This window comes from Streptomyces sp. NPDC046197 (genome assembly GCF_040646295.1).
In the GTDB taxonomy this organism is placed as follows: domain Bacteria; phylum Actinomycetota; class Actinomycetes; order Streptomycetales; family Streptomycetaceae; genus Streptomyces.
Genome location: NZ_JBEYZY010000005.1, coordinates 292,172 through 311,978, shown reverse-complemented (window position 1 = coordinate 311,978; position 19,807 = coordinate 292,172). Strand labels below are relative to the sequence as shown.

Genomic DNA, 19,807 nt, shown 5'->3' with positions numbered 1-19,807 from the left:
GGCCTGAGGGACCCGGGACCCACCCTGGTCCCTTGCGGGAGGCTGTGCCCCGCACCCCCGCTTCCTGCCCCCCTCGGCGGGCCTGAGGGACCCGGGACCCACCCTGGTCCCTTGCGGGAGGCTGTGCCCCGCACCCCCGCTTCCTGCCCCCCCTCGGCGGGCCTGAGGGACCCGGGACCCACCCTGGTCCCTTGCGGGAGGCTGTGCCCCGCACCCCCGCTTCCTGCCCCCCTCGGCGGGCCTGAGGGACCCGGGGACCCGCCCCGGTCCCTTGCGGGAGGCTGCGCCCCGCACCCCCGCTTCCTGCCCCCTCGGCGGCCCGAATCGGCCGACCGAGCCGCCCCCCGGCGGCCTCGCCCCGGACGCCGGCGGGGGGCTGTGCCCCTGCATCCCCGGGTTCCGCCCCGGTCCCCGGGCGGGGGCGTCCCCTGAGCCCTCGCCTGCTCCCAGGGGCCCGCCCCCTCCGAAGGGTGGGTCGGTGGGCCGGGGGTCTCGGCTGTCTCGCTCGGCGTTTGTCGCTTGGCGGAGCCGTTACGCTGGAGGCGTGGCAGTCCTCGATGTATCCGAAGAGCTCAAGTCCCTCTCCTCGACCATGGAGTCGATCGAGGCCGTTCTGGACCTCGACAAGCTGAGGGCAGACATCGCCGTGCTCGAGGAGCAGGCGGCCGCGCCGTCCCTGTGGGACAACCCGGACGAGGCGCAGAAGATCACCAGCAAGCTCTCCCACCTCCAGGCCGAGGTCAGGAAGGCGGAGGCGCTGCGCGGGCGGATCGACGATCTCGCGGTGCTCTTCGAGATGGCCGATGAGGAGGACGACCCGGACACCCGTGCCGAGGCGGAGGCCGAGCTCGCCGACGTCAAGAAGGCGCTCGACGAGATGGAGGTGCGCACCCTCCTCTCCGGCGAGTACGACGCCCGTGAGGCGCTGGTCAACATCCGCGCCGAGGCGGGCGGCGTCGACGCCGCCGACTTCGCCGAGCGGCTGCAGCGCATGTACCTGCGGTGGGCCGAGCAGCACGGCTACAAGACCGAGGTGTACGAGACGTCGTACGCAGAGGAGGCCGGCATCAAGTCGACCACCTTCGCGGTCCAGGTCCCGTACGCGTACGGCACCCTCTCCGTCGAGCAGGGCACCCACCGGCTCGTGCGCATCTCCCCCTTCGACAACCAGGGGCGGCGGCAGACCTCCTTCGCCGGCGTCGAGGTGCTCCCCGTCGTCGAGCAGTCCGACCACGTCGAGATCGACGAGAGCGAGCTGCGCATCGACGTCTACCGGTCCTCCGGGCCCGGCGGCCAGGGCGTCAACACCACCGACTCCGCCGTGCGCATCACCCACCTGCCCACCGGCATCGTGGTCTCCTGCCAGAACGAGCGGTCGCAGATCCAGAACAAGGCCACCGCGATGAACGTCCTCCAGGCCAAGCTGCTGGAGCGGCGCCGTCAGGAGGAGCAGGCCAGGATGGACGCGCTCAAGGGCGACGGCGGCAACTCCTGGGGCAACCAGATGCGTTCGTACGTCCTGCACCCGTACCAGATGGTCAAGGACCTGCGCACCGAGCACGAAGTCGGCAACCCCGAGGCCGTGTTCAACGGTGAGATCGACGGCTTCCTGGAGGCCGGCATCCGCTGGCGCAAGCAGCAGGAGCAGCAGACGAAGTAGAAAACAGAAGCTTTGTCGACAAGGCAACTGCCCATTTGACGCAGGGCAGTTGCCTTTTCTGTCTTGCGATGTCTGGGTTTTACATCACACTCACAGGCTCCGTCGTTCCCAAAAGGCACACAACAGGATATTGCGCACGCAATGACCTTGACGGTGCCTTGAAAAATGGGAAGGGTGAAGCGTGGCATGCGCATTTCCGGGGCGCATGTGAACCGGGGGACTCGCGCTTTGTCGGCTACCCCCGTCGATCACCGCCCCGCGCGCGGCTCAGTGACCATCCAGCTACTGGGGGTAGCAATCATATGACGAAGAAGACGCGGATCCGTGTCGCGCGCATAGCGGCCGGTGCCGTGATCGCAGCCGGTGCCTCGCTGACCGCCGCGGGTGCCGCCTCGGCCGCCGGTATCGGCATCGGCGTGAACGTGAGCGCGCAGGACGGTGATGTCACGGCCGGTGCGAAGGTGGCCGCCGACGGCACGCAGGACCCGACCAGCTCGGCTCCGACGCCGTCCGACACGGGCCTGCCCACCGACACGCCTCCCACCTCGCAGCCTCCCACCTCTCAGGTGCCGACCTCGCAGCCGCCGGCCAGCCAGCCCGGCCCCACCGAGTCCGGCCCGACCGAGCCCACCGGCAACCCCACCGAGCCGACCCAGGGCCCCACGCACGGCGGTGGCGGCGGTGGGGGCAACGGCAACGGTGGCGGCAACAACGCCGACCCCAACGGTGGCACCTCCGCCCAGGAGGAGGGCAGCTCCGCCCTCACCGACACCGGCGCGGACACCTCGTCCAACACCTCGGCCCAGGGCAACGGAAAGCAGCTCGCCGAGACGGGTGCCGCGCAGACCACCTTCCTGCTGGTTGGCGCCGCCACGATGATCGCCGGCGGTATCGGCTTCCGCGTTCTGCCGCGCCTGATGGGCGGCCGCGGCGGCGCTGCTGCCTGACGGTAGCCGCAGCCGGACGCAGCGTACGCACGCGCGCACGGACGAAGGGCCCGGAGCTTGATGCTCCGGGCCCTTCGTACGCTCTGTTGCCGTGCGGCCTGTTGTCCTTTATGCCCGCGTCACGCGGTACGCCGTGCCCTGCGGTATGCCCGCGTCACGCGGTCTGGTGTGCCAGCAGCGCCACGGCCGCGATCAGCACCGCCAGCAGCGCGATCAGCGCCATGGGGTTCAGCCCCGAGAGGAAGTTCTCCTGCTGCAGCCGCTCGCGGTTCGCGCGGCACACGGGGCACCGGCCCTCGCTCACGGGCGCCGCGCAGTTCGCGCACACCAACCGGTCGTACGTCATGCGCTCGCCCTCCTTGCACCCGTCAACACAGACACAACGTTCGCCGACTCGCGAACGTTCCCCTCTCCACTGTGCCAGGTTCTGCCGGATCCTGCGGGGCAGCCGGGGAGCGGGCCACCGCCCCGGTTCCGTACAAAGTCCCGTACAAAAACACACAACCCTCGCGGAACCGTGACCGGCCCCTGCACTCGTACACCGGCTTCGCGTATGGTCACGCTCATCTACCCCCGGCGACCCGTGGTGCATCCGTGATCCGATTCGACAATGTCTCCAAGGTCTACCCCAAGCAGACCCGCCCCGCCCTCCGGGACGTCTCCCTGGAAGTGGAGAAGGGCGAGTTCGTGTTCCTCGTGGGGTCCTCCGGCTCCGGAAAGTCCACCTTCCTGCGGCTGATCCTCCGCGAGGAGCGGTGCAGCCACGGACAGGTGCACGTCCTGGGCAAGGACCTCGCGCGCGTCTCCAACTGGAAGGTGCCGCAGATCCGCCGCCAGCTGGGGACCGTGTTCCAGGACTTCCGGCTGCTGCCCAACAAGACAGTCGCGGAGAACGTGGCCTTCGCGCAGGAGGTGATCGGCAAGTCCCGCGGCGAGATCCGCAAGTCCGTGCCCCAGGTGCTCGACCTCGTCGGGCTCGGCGGCAAGGAGGAGCGCATGCCGGGCGAGCTGTCCGGTGGTGAGCAGCAGCGCGTCGCCATCGCGCGGGCCTTCGTCAACCGGCCCAAGCTGCTCATCTGCGACGAGCCCACCGGTAACCTCGACCCGCAGACCTCCGTCGGCATCATGAAGCTGCTCGACCGCATCAACCGGACGGGCACGACCGTGGTGATGGCGACGCACGACCAGAACATCGTGGACCAGATGCGCAAGCGCGTCATCGAGCTGGAGAAGGGCCGCCTCGTCCGCGACCAGGCCCGCGGCGTCTACGGCTACCAGCACTGACGATCCACGACGGAAAGGCTTAACCAGACGCCATGCGCGCCCAGTTCGTTCTGTCGGAGATCGGTGTCGGTCTCCGCCGCAATCTGACGATGACCTTCGCGGTCGTCGTCTCCGTCGCCCTGTCCCTGGCCCTGTTCGGCGGCTCGCTGCTGATGAGCGACCAGGTCAACACCATGAAGGGCTACTGGTACGACAAGGTCAACGTCTCGGTCTTCCTCTGCAACAAGAGCGACGCCGAGAACGACCCCAACTGCGCCAAGGGCGCGGTCACCGAGGACCAGAAGAAGGCGATCCTCGGCGACCTGAACAAGATGTCGGTGGTGCAGAAGGTCACGTACGAGTCGCAGGACGAGGCGTACAAGCACTACAAGGAGCAGTTCGGCGACTCCCCGCTGGCCAGTTCCCTCACGCCGGACCAGATGCAGGAGTCGTACCGGATCAAGCTGAAGAACCCGGAGCAGTACCAGGTCATCGCCAGCGCCTTCAACGGACGCGACGGTGTGCAGTCCGTGCAGGACCAGAAGGGCATCCTGGACAACCTCTTCGGGCTGCTGAACGGCATGAACTGGGCGGCACGCATGGTGATGGCGCTGATGCTGGTCGTGGCGCTGATGCTGATCGTCAACACCGTGCGTGTCTCGGCGTTCAGCCGGCGGCGTGAGACCGGGATCATGCGCCTGGTGGGCGCCTCGGGCTTCTACATCCAGGCGCCGTTCATCATGGAGGCCGCGGTCGCCGGGCTGATCGGCGGCACCGTCGCGTGCGGATTCCTGGTGGTCGCGAGGTACTTCATCATCGACCACGGCCTGGCCCTGTCCCACAAGCTGAACCTGATCAACTTCATCGGCTGGGACGCCGTCCTGACGAAGCTGCCGCTCATCCTCGCGACGAGTCTGGTGATGCCCGCACTGGCCGCGTTCTTCGCGCTGCGCAAGTACCTGAAGGTGTGACGCATGCCAAGAGGGCCGTACGGGCAACCGGCCGTACGGCCCTCTTGCGTTGTCCTAGACTCACCGCCATGTCAGGTCGTGACCTGTTCTGTCAGCCCCGCCGCATCGGCCGCGGGGCCGCCCTGACATTGGTCTTCGCGAGCGTGCTCGTGGCCGGCGCGGCCACCGGCTCCCTCCCCGGCCCGGACCGGAAGTCCGCGGCGGACGCCGCCCGTTCGGCCGCCACCGCGAGCAGCCACGACGACAAGACCGCAGTGGCGCGGGCCGCCGCCGAGGCGCTGGCCGACGGCAAGTCCCCGATGGAGGCCGCGGAACGCGCCGTCAGCCGCAGCGGGGACCGCTGGGGTGCCGTGTACTCCCAGGGCGAGTACGAGGAGTTCCAGGAGGCCCTCGACGGCCAGTACACCGGCGTCGGCCTGTGGGCACGGCGCGAACGGGACGGCCGTATCGAGATCACGAAGGTGCAGAGCGGCTCGCCCGCGGCCGCCGCCGGGATCCGCGCCGGGGACCGGCTGTGCACCGTCGACGGACGGAAGGCCGACGGGCTGCCCGTCACGGAGGTCGTCTCCCTGCTGCGCGGCGACGCCGACGACGCGCCGGCCGGCACCGCGGTCGCGCTGGGCATGGAGCGCGGCGGTCGCACATGGGTCGAGACGCTGCGCCGGGCCCGGCTGTCCACCGACTCCGTCACCGTCCGGCGGCTCGCCGACGGCGCCACCGTCATCGGGATCGCCGCCTTCACCAAGGGCGTCGGCGACGCCGTACGCACCGCCGTACGGCAGGCCCCCGCCACCGGCGGGATCATCCTCGACCTGCGGGGCAACTCCGGCGGCCTGGTCACCGAGGCCGTCACCGCGGCCTCCACCTTCCTCGACGGCGGCCTGGTCGCCACCTACGACGTGGACGGCGAACAGCGCGCACTGCACGCGGACCCCGGCGGCGACACGGCCAAACCGCTGGTCACGCTTGTGGACGGCGGCACGATGAGCGCCGCCGAGCTGCTCACCGGCGCCCTGAGGGACCGCGGCCGCACGGTCGTCGTCGGCTCCCGCACCTTCGGCAAGGGCTCGGTGCAGATGCCCAGCCGGCTGCCCGACGGCTCCGTCGCCGAGCTGACCGTCGGCCACTACCGCACCCCGTCCGGCCGCAGCGTCGACGGCCGGGGCATCACCCCCGACCTGGAGGCCGGGCGGGACGCGGTGCAGCGCGCCCAGACCGTGCTCAGCGGCCTGGGCGATCCCTCGTAACCTCCGTTAATACGCTTCCCGCGCACCCCCTCCGTAGTGCGAAAATGGTCGGCACTATGGCTAAGGAAAAAGGGCGCAAGCTGATCGCGCAGAACAAGAAGGCGCGGCACGACTACCTCATCCTCGACACCTACGAGGCCGGTCTGGTCCTCACCGGGACCGAGGTGAAGTCGCTGCGTCAGGGGCGGGCGTCGCTGGTCGACGGGTTCGTCCAGCTCGACGGTCACGAGGCGTGGCTGCACAACGTGCACGTGCCCGAGTACAGCCAGGGCACCTGGACCAACCACAGCGCCCGGCGCAAGCGCAAGCTGCTGCTGCACCGGGCGGAGATCGACAAGCTGGAGTCGAAGTCCCAGGAGACGGGTCACACGATCGTGCCCCTGGCGCTGTACTTCAAGGACGGCCGCGCCAAGATCGAGATCGCGCTGGCCAGGGGCAAGAAGGAGTACGACAAGCGGCAGACGCTCCGCGAGAAGCAGGACCGGCGCGAGGCGGACCGCGCGGTGGCGGCGGCCCGGCGCCGGCAGCGGGCCTAGACCAGGGCCCCTGGGCCGGAGTACGTCCAGCGGCGGGCCCGAGCTCGAGTACGCCCGGCAGGCTCCCGGCCGCCCGGGAATGATCCGGCGTCCGGCGGTGTTGAACCTGCTGCCACGCCCGGATGACCCCGGAGAATACAGTGGCAACGACGTGCTTCGGTCACGTACGATGGCATCGCAGCGGCACAACGTGGCCGGTGTCAGGCCCTCCTCGCGGGGGCCGGAGATTGAAAAATCAACATGGGGATGATCGGTTTCGACAGCGGCTGTCGAACCAGGGGAAGCGTGTCGAGGAAGCGGCCATGATCTCGTAAACCACAGGCCGAAAAAAATAATCGCCAACACCAAGCGCGATTCCTCCCTGTTCGCCCTCGCTGCCTGATAAGCAGCAGGTGAACTCCTAAGGGAGTGTCAGCCCGGGGCTGTTCCCGACCCGGATCCTGGCATCAGCTAGGGGACTAAACCTCGATCCCGGTCACGGGGTGAAGAGGGAAACCAAACAGTGACTGAGCCCGTCGGAGACTTGTCCGCGTGATCTCCGGGGCCGAGAAAAGCGAAGCGGACTGCACACGGAGAAGCCCTGGTTCCGCACCGTTGGACGCGGGTTCGATTCCCGCCATCTCCACTTACCCCATGTGGGCAAGGCCCTGTCGCTCCGAGCGACGGGGCCTTTGTCATGTGATCGGAGCAGATCTGGCATGACCATGGAAGAGCCACGTCACATACTCGTGCGCAGCCGGAGCGACCGGTCCCCTCTGTATGAGCCGTGCGGAGACGGGACGGACGAGGACATCGGGACGTACGCCCGCGCCGTCCCTCTGGACCACGCGAGTCCAGCCCTCCCGGAAGGCCTGGCGGACGCACTGCGCTCCTGGTCGCGGTCCCGCCCCGCGGACGGGTTCCAGTCCCGTCCCCACCTGCGCAAACACGTCAAGCAGGGGCTGGAGGTCGCCCGGGCCCTGGCCAGACACCTCGGGCCGTCGTGGGCGGTGCGCTACTGGGACGAACGTCATGAGACGGCGAAGTGGGTGTGCTGGGGCTGCGACGGCCTGTACTGGGAGCGCGACAGCCACGGCACACCACCGCACCCGGTGGACATCACCGTGGAGGGCGAGTACGCGTTCGGGCCACTGCGCGCCGACGGATTCGGTGACTTCTTCCCCGATGATCCCGTGGCCGCCCTGACCCTGTCCGAAGGCCTGGTCTCCGGTCTGCGCGCGTGGGCCCAGGACATCGACACCACCTTGAACCTGGCCCTGCGGGACCGGGAGGAGGGCAAGTACGACTCCGAGTGGGAGCGGCTGTTCCACGAGGGGATGGACCTGGCGAGGCGACTCGCGCACGAGCTCGGCCCCGGCCGGACGGTGACCTACAAGGGCCTGGCGAACGGTGGTCCGGCCGCGCTGACGTACGTCGCCTGGCGAGGCGACCGGCAGGTGTAGACGCGAAGAACGCGACCGGTGAGGTGGGGCTGACCCCATGGGCAGCGCGCCCGTTGTGGGGTGGCACCCCATATCGGCCGGTAGTGCACGCCCTTACCGTCCCTCCGCATGACACAGACCAGAGCCGCAAGCCGACCCTTCGTCCTGGCGACACTCCTGGCCGCCCTCCTCGCCGCCGTCCTCACCCCGGGCCGGGCCACGGCCGCCTCCCTCCAGGAGGTCACCGGATTCGGGTCCAACCCGGGTGCGCTGCGCATGTTCCGCTACGTCCCGGCCGGGCTGCCCGCCGACCGGCCCGTCGTCGTCGCCCTCCACGGGTGCACCCAGGACGCCGCCGGATACGGGACCGGCAGCGGCTGGATCCAGCTCGCAGACCGCTGGGGCTTCACCGTCGTACTGCCGCAGCAGCAGTCCGCCAACAATCCGTCGGACTGCTTCGACTGGTTCCAGAGCGGGGACGTCGAGCGCGGCCAGGGCGAGGCCGCCAGCATTGCGCAGATGGTCGACCGGCAGCTCGCGGACGTGTCGGGGGACCCGGCCCGCGTGTACGTCACCGGGCTGTCGGCCGGGGGCGGGATGACCGCCGTGATGATGGCCGACTATCGGCGCCGCTGCCCGGGCTCGACCCGGTCAAGCTCAAGGCGGCCATCGGCGGCCTGCCCAACACGGACATGACCGGCGCGCTGCTCGGATCACCGGCAGCTCGGGCCACTGGTCGGGCACCTCGGGCGTGGGCGGCCTGGAGACCGGTCAGGCAGTGCCGCAGAACGCGCACATCCGCATCGGCAGCATCTCCAAGGTCTTCAGCAGATCGCCGCTGCCTCCTTCGGCACCATCGTCCCGGCCGGGAACTGACCCGCGACATCGGGTCAGGCACGCTGAGCGGGCTGGTCGAGTCGCTGCGTGAGCGAGATCAGCAGCGCCACCGCCGCGGCCGTCACCGGCACCCCGTACCCGGCGACCGGGGACACGTGCTCGACCATCCAGCCGCCGCTCGCGCTGCCGCAGGCGATACCGCCGAGGAGGCCGGTCACCGCAAGGGTCATGCCCTCGTTCAGGCGGCCCTCGGCGGTGCGCTGCTGGACCAGCGTCATGTTCGTGACCATGGTGGGGGCGGTGGCCGTGCCCGCGAGGAACAGCGCCGCGGACAGTGTGAGCAGGGAGCCGCTCAGGGCGGCGGCCAGCAGGGGCAGGGTCAGCAGTACGGTCATCGCGGCGACGCACCACGGCAGCCGGTGGGCGGCGGGGCCCTTCGGCCGGAGGGCCCCGTAGAGCAGCCCGGCCGCACAGGAACCGGCCGCCTGCAGACCGAGCGCCACGCCCGCCGCCGACCGGTGGCCCTGCGCGTCCGCGAACGCGACGGTGACGACCTCCATCGCGCCGAACACCGCTCCCATCGCCAGGCACACGGCCAGCTGGGCCGGCATGCCCGGTGACCGCCAAGGTGCCTTCGCCGGGGTGCGCGGCCGGGGCGGCGGCTCGGTCGAGCGCTGGGCGGCGAACAGCAGCACGCCCGTGAGCAGCAGGACCGCACCGGCCAGCGTGCCCGCCTCCGGGAAGAACGTCCCGCACAGGAAGGCAGCGAGGACCGGGCCCAGCATGAAGCACAGTTCGTCGGCCGCCTGCTCGAAGGAGTTCGCGGTGTGCAGGGCCCTGGCGTCGCCGTTGAGCAGATGGGCCCAGCGGGCGCGGGACATCCCGCCGGTGTTGGGGGTGGTGGCCGTGGCGGTGTACGCGGCGAAGAGGGTCCAGTCGGGGGCGCCGTAGTGCACGCACAGCAGCAGCGCGAGGCTGCCCAGCACCGCGCACACCGTGGCGGGCACGGCCACCCGTGCCTGGCCGTACCGGTCCACCAGCCGTGCGATCCAGGGCGCGGTCACCGCGGTCGCCGCGAGACCGGTGGCGGTGACCGCGCCCGCGAGCGCGTACGAGCCCCGGGCACCGGCGATCATCACGACCGCGCTCACGCCGAACATGCCGGAGGGCAGGCGGGCGATCAGGTTCCCGGCCGTGAAGGCGCGGGCCCCGGGCAGCGCGAACAGCCGGCGGTACGGGCCCGGTGGGCGAGGACCGCGGCGGGGTCCTCGGCGCGGACCGAAGTCGACGGCGACGAGGGTGTCGGCGGTGACGGTGAACAGGGGGGATCTGCGGGGAGTCGGTTGCGGCATGCCCCCACCGTCGCCCCGAGCGGATCAAGGGGTCCAACACCTTCTCCGCCCCGATTCACGCACCCGTGTTGTGAGTTCACCGGCGTTGTAGGTTCACCGCATGCCCGCCCACCTGGACCCCCGACTCCTGCGCGCCTTCCTCGCCGTCGCCGAGGAGCTGCACTTCACCCGGGCCGCGGCGCGGCTGTACGTCGCCCAGCAGGCGCTCAGCAGGGACGTACGGCGGCTGGAGCGGGAGTTGGGCACCGAGTTGTTCGTCCGCTCGACGCGGCAGGTGACGCTGACCGCGGAGGGCCGGCGGCTGCTGCCCTACGCGCGGCGGGCCCTGCAGGCCCAGGACGAGCTGCTGGCCGCCTTCGGGCAGGCCCGGCCGCTGCTGGTCGACCTGAACTCGCCGGGCCTGGTCACCGGGCGCCGCGTGCTGCACCGGGCCCGCGAACTGGCCCCCGAACACGAGCTGATGGCCCGCTTCGAGAGCGGGCTGACGGGTGCCGCCGCCGAACTGCTCGGCGGCCGCCTGGACGCCTCGTTCGGCCGGTTCGCGGGCCTGGACCCGGCACTGCGGGCCGGGCTCGACCACCAGCTCGTGCGGTACGAGCCGATGGCGGTCGTGCTCCCGGAGGACCACCGGCTTGCGCCCCTCGCGCAGGTGCCGCTGGCCGCGCTGGCGGGCGAGACCGTGTACGCCGGTGCCGGAAACCCGCGTACGCCGGAATGGACCGACCTCGCGCACCGGCTCTTCGACGGACGCGGCATCGAGGTGGCGCCGCCGGTTCCGCTGGCCGTGGGCGAGGAGGAGTTCGAGCGGCTCATGGCCAAGACGGGCCATCCGGTCCTCGCGGTGATCGGCTTTCCGGCCCTGCCGCGGACCGTGGTGCGGCCGCTCGTCGACCCGGTTCCGCTGTCCCCGGTGTCGCTGGTGTGGCGCAGAGGGCTGACGCACCCCGCGTTCGACGCGCTGCGACGGGCCGCGGTGGAGCTCGCGGGGGCAGAGGGTTGGTTGCGCCGGCCCGAAACGGGCTGGATTCCAGCCGTCGACGAACAGCCGCCGTACTCCTCCTTCGCCGACGCGACGGACAACCGGTCCCGGCCGGTGACCGAGCACGACCTCTCATCCGGTACCCCCGCCGGGTGAGAGCAACGTTCCCTTCCGGTCACCCACAGCCACAGGGCCGAAACGCGTCCTCCCTACCTTCGGGATCCAGATACTCGGCGGACCGTGGAGGCGTCATGACAGCCAGCCGTTGGATCGAGCACTGGGATCCGGAGGACGAGTCGTTCTGGCGGGAGACCGGGGAGAAGACCGCCCGGCGCAACCTGCTCTTCTCCGTCCTGTCCGAACACATCGGGTTCTCGATCTGGACCATGTGGTCCGTGCTGGTGCTCTTCATGGGCCCGGAGTACGGGCTGACCCCGGCCGACAAGTTCCTGCTGACCTCGATGGTCACGCTGGTCGGCGCCGTGGTCCGCGTCCCCTACACCTTCGCCGTCGCGGTCTTCGGCGGACGGAACTGGACGATCATCTCCGCCGGTCTGCTGCTCGTGCCGACCGTCGCCGCGTTCGCCGTGATGAAGCCGGGGACGTCCTTCGGCACCTTCCTCCTCGTCGGCCTGCTCGCCGGCATCGGCGGCGGCAACTTCGCGTCGAGCATGACCAACATCAACGCCTTCTTCCCACTCAGGAAGAAGGGATGGGCACTCGGGATGAACGCCGGTGGCGGCAACATCGGCGTGCCCGTCATCCAGCTGGTCGCCCTCGCCATCATCGGGGCCGGCGGCGGTCCGCGGCTGCTGCTGGGCATCTACATCCCGCTGATCCTGGCCGCCGCCGTCCTCGCCGCCCTCTTCATGGACAACCTCGCCTCCGTGAAGAACGACACCGGCGCCGCCAGGGACGCCGCGAAGGACGCCCACACCTGGATCATGTCCTTCCTCTACATCGGCACCTTCGGATCCTTCATCGGGTACAGCTTCGCCTTCGGGCAGGTGCTGACCAACCAGTTCGGGCGGACCCCGCTGCAGGCCGCCTACCTCACCTTCATCGGCCCCCTGCTCGGCTCGCTCATCCGGCCCGTGGGCGGCCGGCTCGCCGACCGGTACGGAGGCGCGAGGATCACCCTGTGGAACTACGTGGGCATGGCCGCCGCGACCGCCGTCCTCGTCGTCGCCGGTCTGCAGAAGTCGCTGCCGCTGTTCGTCTCCGTCTTCGTCGTGCTGTTCGTGCTCAGCGGGCTCGGCAACGGGTCGACGTTCAAGATGATCCCCGGCATCTTCCAGGCGAAGGCCCTGGCCGAGGGCCTCACCGGTGAGGACGCGGTCTCCTACGGACGGCGGCTGTCCGGCGCCTCCATGGGGCTCATCGGGGCCGTCGGCGCACTCGGCGGCGTCGGCATCAACCTCGCCTTCCGGCAGTCCTTCCTCTCGTACGGCTCCGGAACCGGCGCGTTCGTCGCCTTCCTGGCCTTCTACGGACTCTGCTTCGCGGTCACCTGGGCCGTATACCTTCGCCGCCCGGTCGTGCAGGCCCGGGCCGAGGCCGCCGCCGAGGAAAAGCCGCAGCTCAGCTATGCCGAGGTGTGACGTAACACCGGCGACATCGAGCCGAACCGAGCCTGTCACGCGCCGTTGACAGGCTCGTTCGGATGCGGGCCAGCTAGGAGAGCCATGTACGACGAACAGCAGCGACCGGAACACGGGCCCCTCGCCGGGTTCACCGTGGGAGTGACGGCCGCGCGCCGGGCCGACGAGCTGAGCGCGCTGCTCCAGCGGCGCGGTGCCAGTGTGCTGCACGCGCCCGCCCTGCGGATCGTGCCGCTCTCCGACGACGGCGAACTCCTCGCCGCCACCAAGGAGATCATCGACCAGGTGCCGGACGTGGTCGTCGCGACCACGGCCATCGGATTCCGGGGGTGGGTCGAGGCCGCCGACGGGTGGGGGCTCGGCGAGCAGCTGCTCGGGCGGCTGCGCGGGATCGAACTGCTGGCCCGGGGGCCCAAGGTCAAGGGCGCGATACGGGCCGCCGGACTGACCGAGGAGTGGTCGCCGTCGTCGGAGTCCATGGCCGAGGTGCTCGACCGGCTCCTCCAGGAAGGCGTCGACGGGCGCCGTGTCGCGGTGCAGCTGCACGGCGAGCCGCTGCCCGGGTTCGTCGAGTCGCTGCGTGCCGCGGGAGCGGAGGTCGTGCCCGTCCCCGTCTACCGGTGGATGCCGCCACAGGACACCGGCCCGCTCGACCGGCTGCTGGACGCCGCCGTCTCGCGCGGGCTGGACGCGCTCACCTTCACCAGCGCGCCCGCGGCCGCGTCGCTGCTGTCTCGGGCCGAGGACCGGGGGCTGCTGCCGGAGCTGCTGGCCGCCCTCCACCACGACGTGCTGCCCGCGTGCGTCGGGCCGGTGACCGCGCTCCCGCTGCAGGCCCGCGGGGTGGAGACGGTGCAGCCGGAGCGGTTCCGGCTGGGGCCGCTGGTGCAGCTGCTGTGCCAGGAACTGCCGGGCCGGGCCCGGGCGTTGCCGATCGCGGGGCACCAGGTGCAGATCCGAGGCCACGCGGTGCTGGTGGACGGGGCCCTCAAGCTCGTGCCGCCGGCCGGGATGTCACTGCTGCGGGCGCTGTCGCGGCGGCCGGGCTGGGTGGTCGCGCGGTCGGAACTGCTGCGCGCGCTGCCCGGTGCCGGCCGGGACGAACACGCCGTGGAGACGGCGATGGCCCGGTTGCGTACGGCCCTGGGGACGCCGAAGCTGATCCAGACGGTGGTGAAGCGGGGCTACCGGCTGGCGCTGGATCCGGCGGCGGACACGAAGTACGCGGACGTCTGACGCCGTCCCCGGCCGTACAGCACCAGCCCCCGCGCCAGGCAGACCGCCGCGCAGGTCGACAGCAGCGTCCGTACGACGTTCCAGGCCACCCAGGGGTTCTCGAAGTGCTCCCGGGCCCTGGCCGGGTCGGCCGTTGCCGCCAGGGCATCGTTCAGCGGGACGTTGAAGGCGACGGTGACCAGGAAGGCCGGCGCGTACGCCGTCAGCGCGGCCCACACCCACCGGCGCAGCCATCGCGCACGGCGCACCTGCCAGGCCGACACTCCCGTCAGCAGCAGCGCGCCGAAGAAGCCGGGGAAGAACACCGGGTTCTGGATCACGTCGTCGATGTTCCGCATGACCTGGACGTAGACGCGGTCGTCGCTGCGGGCCAGGGCCGGCATGACCGCGCACGCGAAGACGTAGAAGACCCCGGAGACCAGGCCGGTCGTGACCGTGGCCGCGCCCAGTACCGCGCCGGCGGTGCCGCGCCGGCCCGTGCCCTTCTCGTTCTCGTTCTCTGCCATGCCTCAAGTCAAGTGATCCGGCGGGGCGACGGACATCGTCCAGGCGCGCGGCCGCATACGCGGTCGTCCAGGAGCGGGCCTGCCGAGGGGTTCCGGCGGCGCAGCCGGGCGGGCACTGTGGGGGAGAACGGTTGTGCGGCCCTCGACGAGCACCCCACCGACCCTCCTGACCGGGTGACCCTAGGCGGTGACAGGCACATGGCACTGGGTACGGCCACGGCCGCGGCCACGCACGAGCTGCGGTTCGACACCGGACGGATCTGCCTCGATCTCCTCACCACCAACCACCCCGAGGAACTGCTCGGCTCCGTCGAGCCGTTGCGTGCCTGGATCACCGGGTCCGGGCTGGTCCCGCCGGGCACCGCGCTGGCGCACGCCGACGCCTCCTGGCTCGTCGCCTTCCGTGAACTGCGCGGTCACGTCGCCCTGTTGGTCCACTGCCAGCTGACTCCGGGCACCCGGCCCCACGATCCCGCCCTCGCCCGCGTCAACGACCTCGCCCGGGCGGCGCCGCCGGCTCCCCGGGCGGTGCGGGGCGACGACGGCACCCTGGTAAGGGAGTTGGCCGGCCTGCCCGAGTGCGCCGGGCTGCTCGCGGTGGTCGCCCGCGATGCTTTGGAGCTGCTCACCGACCCCGTGGCCCGGGCAGCGCTGCGCCAGTGCGAGGGGGACAGCTGCCCGATCGTGTACTTGGACACGTCACGGGGCCGCAGGAGGCGCTGGTGCTCCAGTGAGGTCTGCGGAAACCGCGAGCGGGTGGCCCGCCACCGCCGCCGGGCGGCCCTGGCCCGCGCCTAGGGCACCAACTGGCGTCCGCTTTGCGGCTTCTGTGACAGCGCGGCCGAAGTGATTTCGGCAACATCTCGTTTGGTTCACCGGCCACGCGGGCAATCCCCGTGCCCTTGGGCAATGTGCCGGAAATGTAAAGATCGCGCGGGAGGAATGTGTATCCATGTCCCGCTCGTCACGTCATTCCGAAGAAAACTGTCGCCTCGCTTTGAACACTACGCGACCCCCGTCCGTACCCGTCCGTGCGAGACCGACTGGGGGAACCCCCGGACACCGGAGGTGGGCGTGCGCAAGGATTCCGTCGTGGCCAATGAACGTGGATCGAGGGCCCGACATCGCATGTCCCAGCCCTCGGAACCTGACGAGGAGCTGATGCGTGCTCTGTATCGAGAGCACGCCGGACCCCTGCTCGCGTATGTCCTCAGGCTGGTCGCCGGAGACCGGCAGCGCGCCGAGGACGTGGTGCAGGAGACGCTCATCCGTGCCTGGAAGAACGCCGGTCAGCTCAATCGAGCCACCGGTTCGGTACGCCCCTGGCTGGTGACGGTCGCCCGGCGCATCGTCATCGACGGCCACCGCAGCCGGCAGGCCCGGCCGCAGGAGGTCGATCCGTCGCCGCTGGAGGTCATCCCCGCGGAGGACGAGATCGACAAGGCGCTGTGGCTGATGACGCTGTCCGACGCGCTCGACGACCTGACCCCGGCCCACCGGGAAGTGCTCGTCGAGACCTACTTCAAGGGGCGTACCGTCAACGAGGCGGCCGAGACGCTGGGTATTCCCAGCGGCACCGTCCGTTCTCGGGTGTTCTACGCCCTGCGGTCGATGAAGCTGGCTCTGGAGGAGCGGGGGGTGACGGCGTGATGAGCGAGTACGGGTCTATGCAAGGGTTCGGCACGGGTGGTTCGGGTATGTCTCGGTCCATGCAGGGATCACCGGCCCCGAACGAGCACGAGACCGTCGGCGCCTACGCCCTCGGAATTCTCGGCGACGCCGAGGCAACCGCTTTCGAGGCACACCTCGCCGGCTGTGAGTGGTGCGCGCAGCAGCTCGACGAGCTCGCCGGGATGGAGCCGATGCTGGCCGCGCTCGCGGACCTGCCGGGCTCCGGCAGCCCCGCGATCGGCGAATCCCTGTCGGCCAAGCCCAGCCCGCGCCTGGTGGAGAAGCTCGTCGACGAGGTCTCCGAGCACCGCGCCCACAAGCGCCGGCGCGGCTTCTACCTGGTCGCGGCCGCGGCCGCGCTGATCATCGGCGGCCCGCTCACCGTGCTCGCGGCGACCGGCGGCTCCGACAGCGGCGGCAACAGCAACATGGCCATGGGGCCCGCACAGCAGGCCTTCCAGACCATGAGCGACAAGATGACGGCCACGGACCCGACCACGCACGTCACCGCGACCGTCGCACTGGAGAAGAGGGACTGGGGCACCCACGCGGTCCTGCAGCTCAAGAACGTCACCGGTCCGCAGAGGTGCTCGCTCATCGCCGTCGGCAAGAACGGCGAACGTGAGACGGTGACCTCCTGGTCGGTCCCGAACTGGGGCTACGGCGTTCCGAACGCCAAGACGGAAGAGGCCAAGAACCCGCTCTACGTCCACGGCGGCGCCGCCTTCGCCCCCAACCAGATCGACCACTTCGAGGTCATGACCTTCGACGGCAAGCGGCTCGTCGAGGTCAACGCCTAGACCGAGGCCGGCGCCCGGCCGAGGCCGGTGTGCGGAGAACGACGAGGTCGGCGCACAAGGCGCGGGACCTGTCCGGCAGACCGCCGGGCAGGTCCGTAGCCTCAGGGGGTCCCCTTCGCGTACGGTTGACGGCTGCCCAGCACGTCAGAAGGGGGCCCGGTGGCCGCTCAGGCTCAACAGGAATCCGCGGTCGAATCGGTTCACGGCGAGGCGCACGACTCCGTACGCGACCGAGAGATCAGCGTGGAACAGGAACACCTGGACCGGGTGTACCGACGCCTCGAGGAGAAGATCCACGAGGCCGAGTTCCTCATGCGGGACGCCGCCCAGCGCGGTCAGGTCGGCACGCCCGGCGCGCTGGCCGAGCGTGACGCGCAGGTCTTCCGGGCGGGCATCCACCTCAACCGCCTGAACAACGAGTTCGAGGACTTCCTCTTCGGCCGCATCGACCTGCTGCTCGGCAAGGACGGCAAGAAGGGGCCCGACGGCGCGTACACCGCGGTCGAACCGGCCGAGGGCGCCGTGCGTGCCGACAACACGGCCGACATCGCCGAGACGCTGCACATCGGGCGGATCGGTGTTCTCGACGCGGACTACGCCCCGCTGGTCATCGACTGGCGGGCGCCCGCGGCGGCCCCCTTCTACCGCTCCACCCCGGTCGATCCGGGCCGGGTCGTGCGCCGCCGGGTCATCCGCTCCAAGGGCCGGCGCGTCCTCGGCGTCGAGGACGACCTGATGCGCCCCGAGCTGAAGGCGAACCTCGACGGCCACGAGCTGCCCGTGATCGGTGACGGCGCCCTGATGGCCGCGCTCGGCCAGGCCCGCAGCCACACCATGAGGGACATCGTCGCCTCCATCCAGGCCGAGCAGGACCTGGTGATCCGCGCCCCCGCCGGCTCCGTGACCTACGTCGAGGGCGGCCCCGGCACCGGCAAGACCGCCGTCGCCCTGCACCGCGCGGCCTACCTGCTCTACCAGGACCGGCGCCGGTACGCGGGCGGCATCCTGATCGTCTCGCCGACCCCGCTGCTCGTCGCGTACACCGAGGGCGTGCTGCCCTCCCTCGGCGAGGAGGGCCAGGTCGCCATCCGCGCCATCGGCTCGCTCGTCGACGGCACCGAGGCCACGCTGTACGACTCGCCGTCGGTGGCGCGGGCCAAGGGGTCGTACCGGATGCTGAAGGTGCTGCGGAAGGCCGCGCGCGGCGCGCTGGAGCTCGGCCCGAACGGCGGCCCGGTCTCCGCTGCGAACGGCGGCCCGGCCTCCGGTCGGAACGGCGGCCCGGCCTCCGGTCGGAACGGCGGCCCGGCCTCCGGTCGGAACGGCGGCCCGGCCTCCGGTCGGAACGGCCGCCCGGGCGGTACTTCGGGCGCGTACGCCCCCGCCGGGCAGCTCGCGCTCGGTGACGACGACGCCACACCGTCGGCCCCGGCCGGCCCGCCGACCCGGCTGCGGGTGGTCGCCTTCGGGCGCCGGCTCGAACTGGAGGCCGAGGAGCTGGGCCACATCCGCCGCAACGTCCTCGGCGGCACCGCGCCGGTGAACCTGCTGCGTCCCCGCGCCCGCAAGCTGCTGCTGGACGCCCTGTGGGAGAAGTCGGGCGCGGACGCCCGGCACACCGACCCGGAACTGGCCGCCGAGCTGCGCTCCTCCTTCGACGAGGACGTGAGCGGGGAGGACGCCTTCCACGCGTTCCTCGACGCCTGGTGGCCCGAGCTGACCCCCCAGGCGGTCCTGCGGGCCATGGCCGACGAGCGGCGGCTCGGCCGCTGGGCCCGGCGCATCCTCAACCCCGGCGAGGCGCGCAAGGTCGCCCGCTCGCTGCGGCGGGACGGGTACTCGGTGCACGACGTCGCGATGCTCGACGAGCTCCAGGCGATCCTCGGCGCCCCCGCCCGCCCGAAGAAGAAGCGCGAGCTGGACCCGCTGGACCAGCTCAGCGGGCTGGAGGAACTCATGCCCGTGCGCGAGGAGACGCAGCGCGAACGGGCCGAGCGCCTCGCCCAGGAGCGCACCGAGTACGCGCACGTGATCGTGGACGAGGCCCAGGACCTCACGCCCCTGCAGTGGCGGATGGTCGGCCGCCGCGGCCGTCACGCCAGCTGGACGGTGGTCGGTGACCCGGCCCAGTCGTCCTGGTCGGACCCCGACGAGGCGGCCGAGGCCCGCGACGAGGCGCTGGGTACCCGCCCGCCCGGCTCCCCCCGCCCTTACGGGGACGGCACCGCGGGCCGCCCCTCCCGTGGCCGCCGCTTCCAGCTGACCGTGAACTACCGCAACCCGGCCGAGATCGCCGAGCTCGCCTCGAAGGTGCTCGCCCTGGCCATGCCGGGCGCGCAGGCGCCGTCGGCGGTGCGCTCCACCGGTGTCCGGCCGCGCTTCACCGTGGTCCGGGGGTCACTGGGGAACACCGTGCGGTCGGAGGCCGAGCGGCTGCTGGACCTGGTCGACGGCACGATCGGTGTGGTGGTCGCCATGAACCGGCGCGAGGAGGCCCGGCGCTGGCTCGCCGGGCTCGGCGACCGGGTGGTGGCCCTCGGCAGTCTGGAGGCGAAGGGCCTGGAGTACGACGCCACCGTCGTCGTCTCGCCCGCGGAGATCGCCGACGAGTCGCCGGCGGGCCTGCGGGTGCTCTACGTCGCCCTGACCCGGGCCACCCAGCAGCTCGCGGTGGTCTCCGGCGAGCGGGACGAGCCGGACGCCACCGGGGTGCCGGACCTGCTCCGCGACTAGGACAGGCCCCAGGACAGGGCCCAGCACAGCCCCTGACCGCGGCCGGA

The 19,807-nt window shown here is 71.2% G+C and carries 17 protein-coding genes, 1 other RNA gene and 1 pseudogene; 16 read left to right on the top strand and 3 right to left on the bottom strand.

Annotated features, from left to right (window positions below; genetic code table 11):
* The first annotated feature begins 544 nt into the window (after positions 1-544).
* Together prfB and AB0A61_RS10095 are read left to right on the top strand one after the other, a co-directional pair.
* Positions 545-1,660, top strand: a complete 1,116-nt coding sequence (prfB, locus tag AB0A61_RS10100; protein ID WP_361289034.1) for a peptide chain release factor 2 — start codon at positions 545-547, stop codon at positions 1,658-1,660.
* A 302-nt stretch (positions 1,661-1,962) separates the two neighbouring features.
* Entirely contained in the window at positions 1,963-2,607 is a 645-nt protein-coding gene (locus AB0A61_RS10095; protein ID WP_361289031.1) for a hypothetical protein, read from the top strand.
* 154 nt (positions 2,608-2,761) lie between these two features.
* On the opposite strand, the gene AB0A61_RS10090 is transcribed toward AB0A61_RS10095, so the two are convergent.
* Positions 2,762-2,953, bottom strand: a complete 192-nt coding sequence (locus AB0A61_RS10090; RefSeq protein ID WP_361289028.1) for a hypothetical protein — start codon at positions 2,951-2,953, stop codon at positions 2,762-2,764.
* A 248-nt stretch (positions 2,954-3,201) separates the two neighbouring features.
* On the opposite strand from AB0A61_RS10090, the gene ftsE reads away from it, so the two are divergent.
* The 7 genes and pseudogenes from ftsE to AB0A61_RS10055 form a co-directional block, all read left to right on the top strand.
* Entirely contained in the window at positions 3,202-3,891 is a 690-nt protein-coding gene (ftsE, locus tag AB0A61_RS10085) for a cell division ATP-binding protein FtsE (RefSeq protein ID WP_361289025.1), read from the top strand.
* Positions 3,892-3,923: 32 nt separating this feature from the next.
* Positions 3,924-4,841: a permease-like cell division protein FtsX gene (gene ftsX, locus AB0A61_RS10080; protein ID WP_361289022.1), complete on the top strand. Its 918-nt coding sequence runs from the start codon at positions 3,924-3,926 to the stop codon at positions 4,839-4,841.
* A 68-nt stretch (positions 4,842-4,909) separates the two neighbouring features.
* Positions 4,910-6,088: a S41 family peptidase gene (locus AB0A61_RS10075; protein WP_361289019.1), complete on the top strand. Its 1,179-nt coding sequence runs from the start codon at positions 4,910-4,912 to the stop codon at positions 6,086-6,088.
* A 56-nt stretch (positions 6,089-6,144) separates the two neighbouring features.
* Positions 6,145-6,624 carry an SsrA-binding protein SmpB gene (gene smpB / locus AB0A61_RS10070; protein WP_361289016.1) on the top strand — a complete coding sequence of 160 codons (480 nt, stop codon included), beginning with the start codon at positions 6,145-6,147 and terminating at the stop codon, positions 6,622-6,624.
* Between the two features lie 242 nt (positions 6,625-6,866).
* Positions 6,867-7,252: a transfer-messenger RNA gene (gene ssrA / locus AB0A61_RS10065) on the top strand.
* A 70-nt stretch (positions 7,253-7,322) separates the two neighbouring features.
* Entirely contained in the window at positions 7,323-8,066 is a 744-nt protein-coding gene (locus tag AB0A61_RS10060) for a hypothetical protein (protein ID WP_361289013.1), read from the top strand.
* A gap of 108 nt (positions 8,067-8,174) precedes the next feature.
* Positions 8,175-8,669 (top strand): annotated as a pseudogene (locus AB0A61_RS10055) (PHB depolymerase family esterase); the annotation flags it as partial.
* Positions 8,670-8,935: 266 nt separating this feature from the next.
* Here AB0A61_RS10055 and AB0A61_RS10050 read toward each other — a convergent pair.
* Complete coding sequence (locus AB0A61_RS10050) at positions 8,936-10,234, bottom strand: MFS transporter (RefSeq protein WP_361289010.1); 1,299 nt, start codon at positions 10,232-10,234, stop codon at positions 8,936-8,938.
* Between the two features lie 100 nt (positions 10,235-10,334).
* On the opposite strand from AB0A61_RS10050, the gene AB0A61_RS10045 reads away from it, so the two are divergent.
* The 3 genes from AB0A61_RS10045 (at position 10,335) to AB0A61_RS10035 (ending at position 14,050) form a co-directional block, all read left to right on the top strand.
* On the top strand, positions 10,335-11,369 hold the full coding sequence (locus AB0A61_RS10045; RefSeq protein ID WP_361289007.1) for a LysR family transcriptional regulator: 1,035 nt from the start codon (positions 10,335-10,337) through the stop codon (positions 11,367-11,369).
* A 95-nt stretch (positions 11,370-11,464) separates the two neighbouring features.
* A complete protein-coding gene (locus AB0A61_RS10040) occupies positions 11,465-12,814 on the top strand; it encodes a nitrate/nitrite transporter (RefSeq protein ID WP_361289004.1) in 1,350 nt (449 codons plus the stop codon).
* An 84-nt stretch (positions 12,815-12,898) separates the two neighbouring features.
* Positions 12,899-14,050 (top strand): uroporphyrinogen-III synthase, encoded by a 1,152-nt coding sequence (locus tag AB0A61_RS10035; RefSeq protein WP_361289001.1) that lies wholly within the window; start codon positions 12,899-12,901, stop codon positions 14,048-14,050.
* Here the strand turns inward: AB0A61_RS10035 and AB0A61_RS10030 are convergent.
* On the bottom strand, positions 13,999-14,556 hold the full coding sequence (locus tag AB0A61_RS10030; protein ID WP_361288998.1) for an anthrone oxygenase family protein: 558 nt from the start codon (positions 14,554-14,556) through the stop codon (positions 13,999-14,001). The genes AB0A61_RS10035 and AB0A61_RS10030 overlap by 52 nt on opposite strands.
* Positions 14,557-14,754: 198 nt before the next feature.
* Here AB0A61_RS10030 and AB0A61_RS10025 point away from each other — a divergent pair, with 198 nt between their 5' ends.
* The 4 genes from AB0A61_RS10025 to AB0A61_RS10010 all read left to right on the top strand — a co-directional run bounded on the left by AB0A61_RS10025 (position 14,755) and on the right by AB0A61_RS10010 (position 19,760).
* The gene (locus AB0A61_RS10025; protein ID WP_361288995.1) at positions 14,755-15,354 is read left to right on the top strand and encodes a CGNR zinc finger domain-containing protein; all 600 of its coding nucleotides are present in this window, start codon (positions 14,755-14,757) and stop codon (positions 15,352-15,354) included.
* 330 nt (positions 15,355-15,684) lie between these two features.
* Entirely contained in the window at positions 15,685-16,206 is a 522-nt protein-coding gene (locus AB0A61_RS10020; RefSeq protein ID WP_010039908.1) for a sigma-70 family RNA polymerase sigma factor, read from the top strand.
* 59 nt (positions 16,207-16,265) lie between these two features.
* The gene (locus AB0A61_RS10015; RefSeq protein WP_361288992.1) at positions 16,266-17,027 is read left to right on the top strand and encodes a zf-HC2 domain-containing protein; all 762 of its coding nucleotides are present in this window, start codon (positions 16,266-16,268) and stop codon (positions 17,025-17,027) included.
* 159 nt (positions 17,028-17,186) lie between these two features.
* On the top strand, positions 17,187-19,760 hold the full coding sequence (locus tag AB0A61_RS10010; RefSeq protein ID WP_361288989.1) for a UvrD-helicase domain-containing protein: 2,574 nt from the start codon (positions 17,187-17,189) through the stop codon (positions 19,758-19,760).
* Positions 19,761-19,807 lie beyond the last annotated feature (47 nt).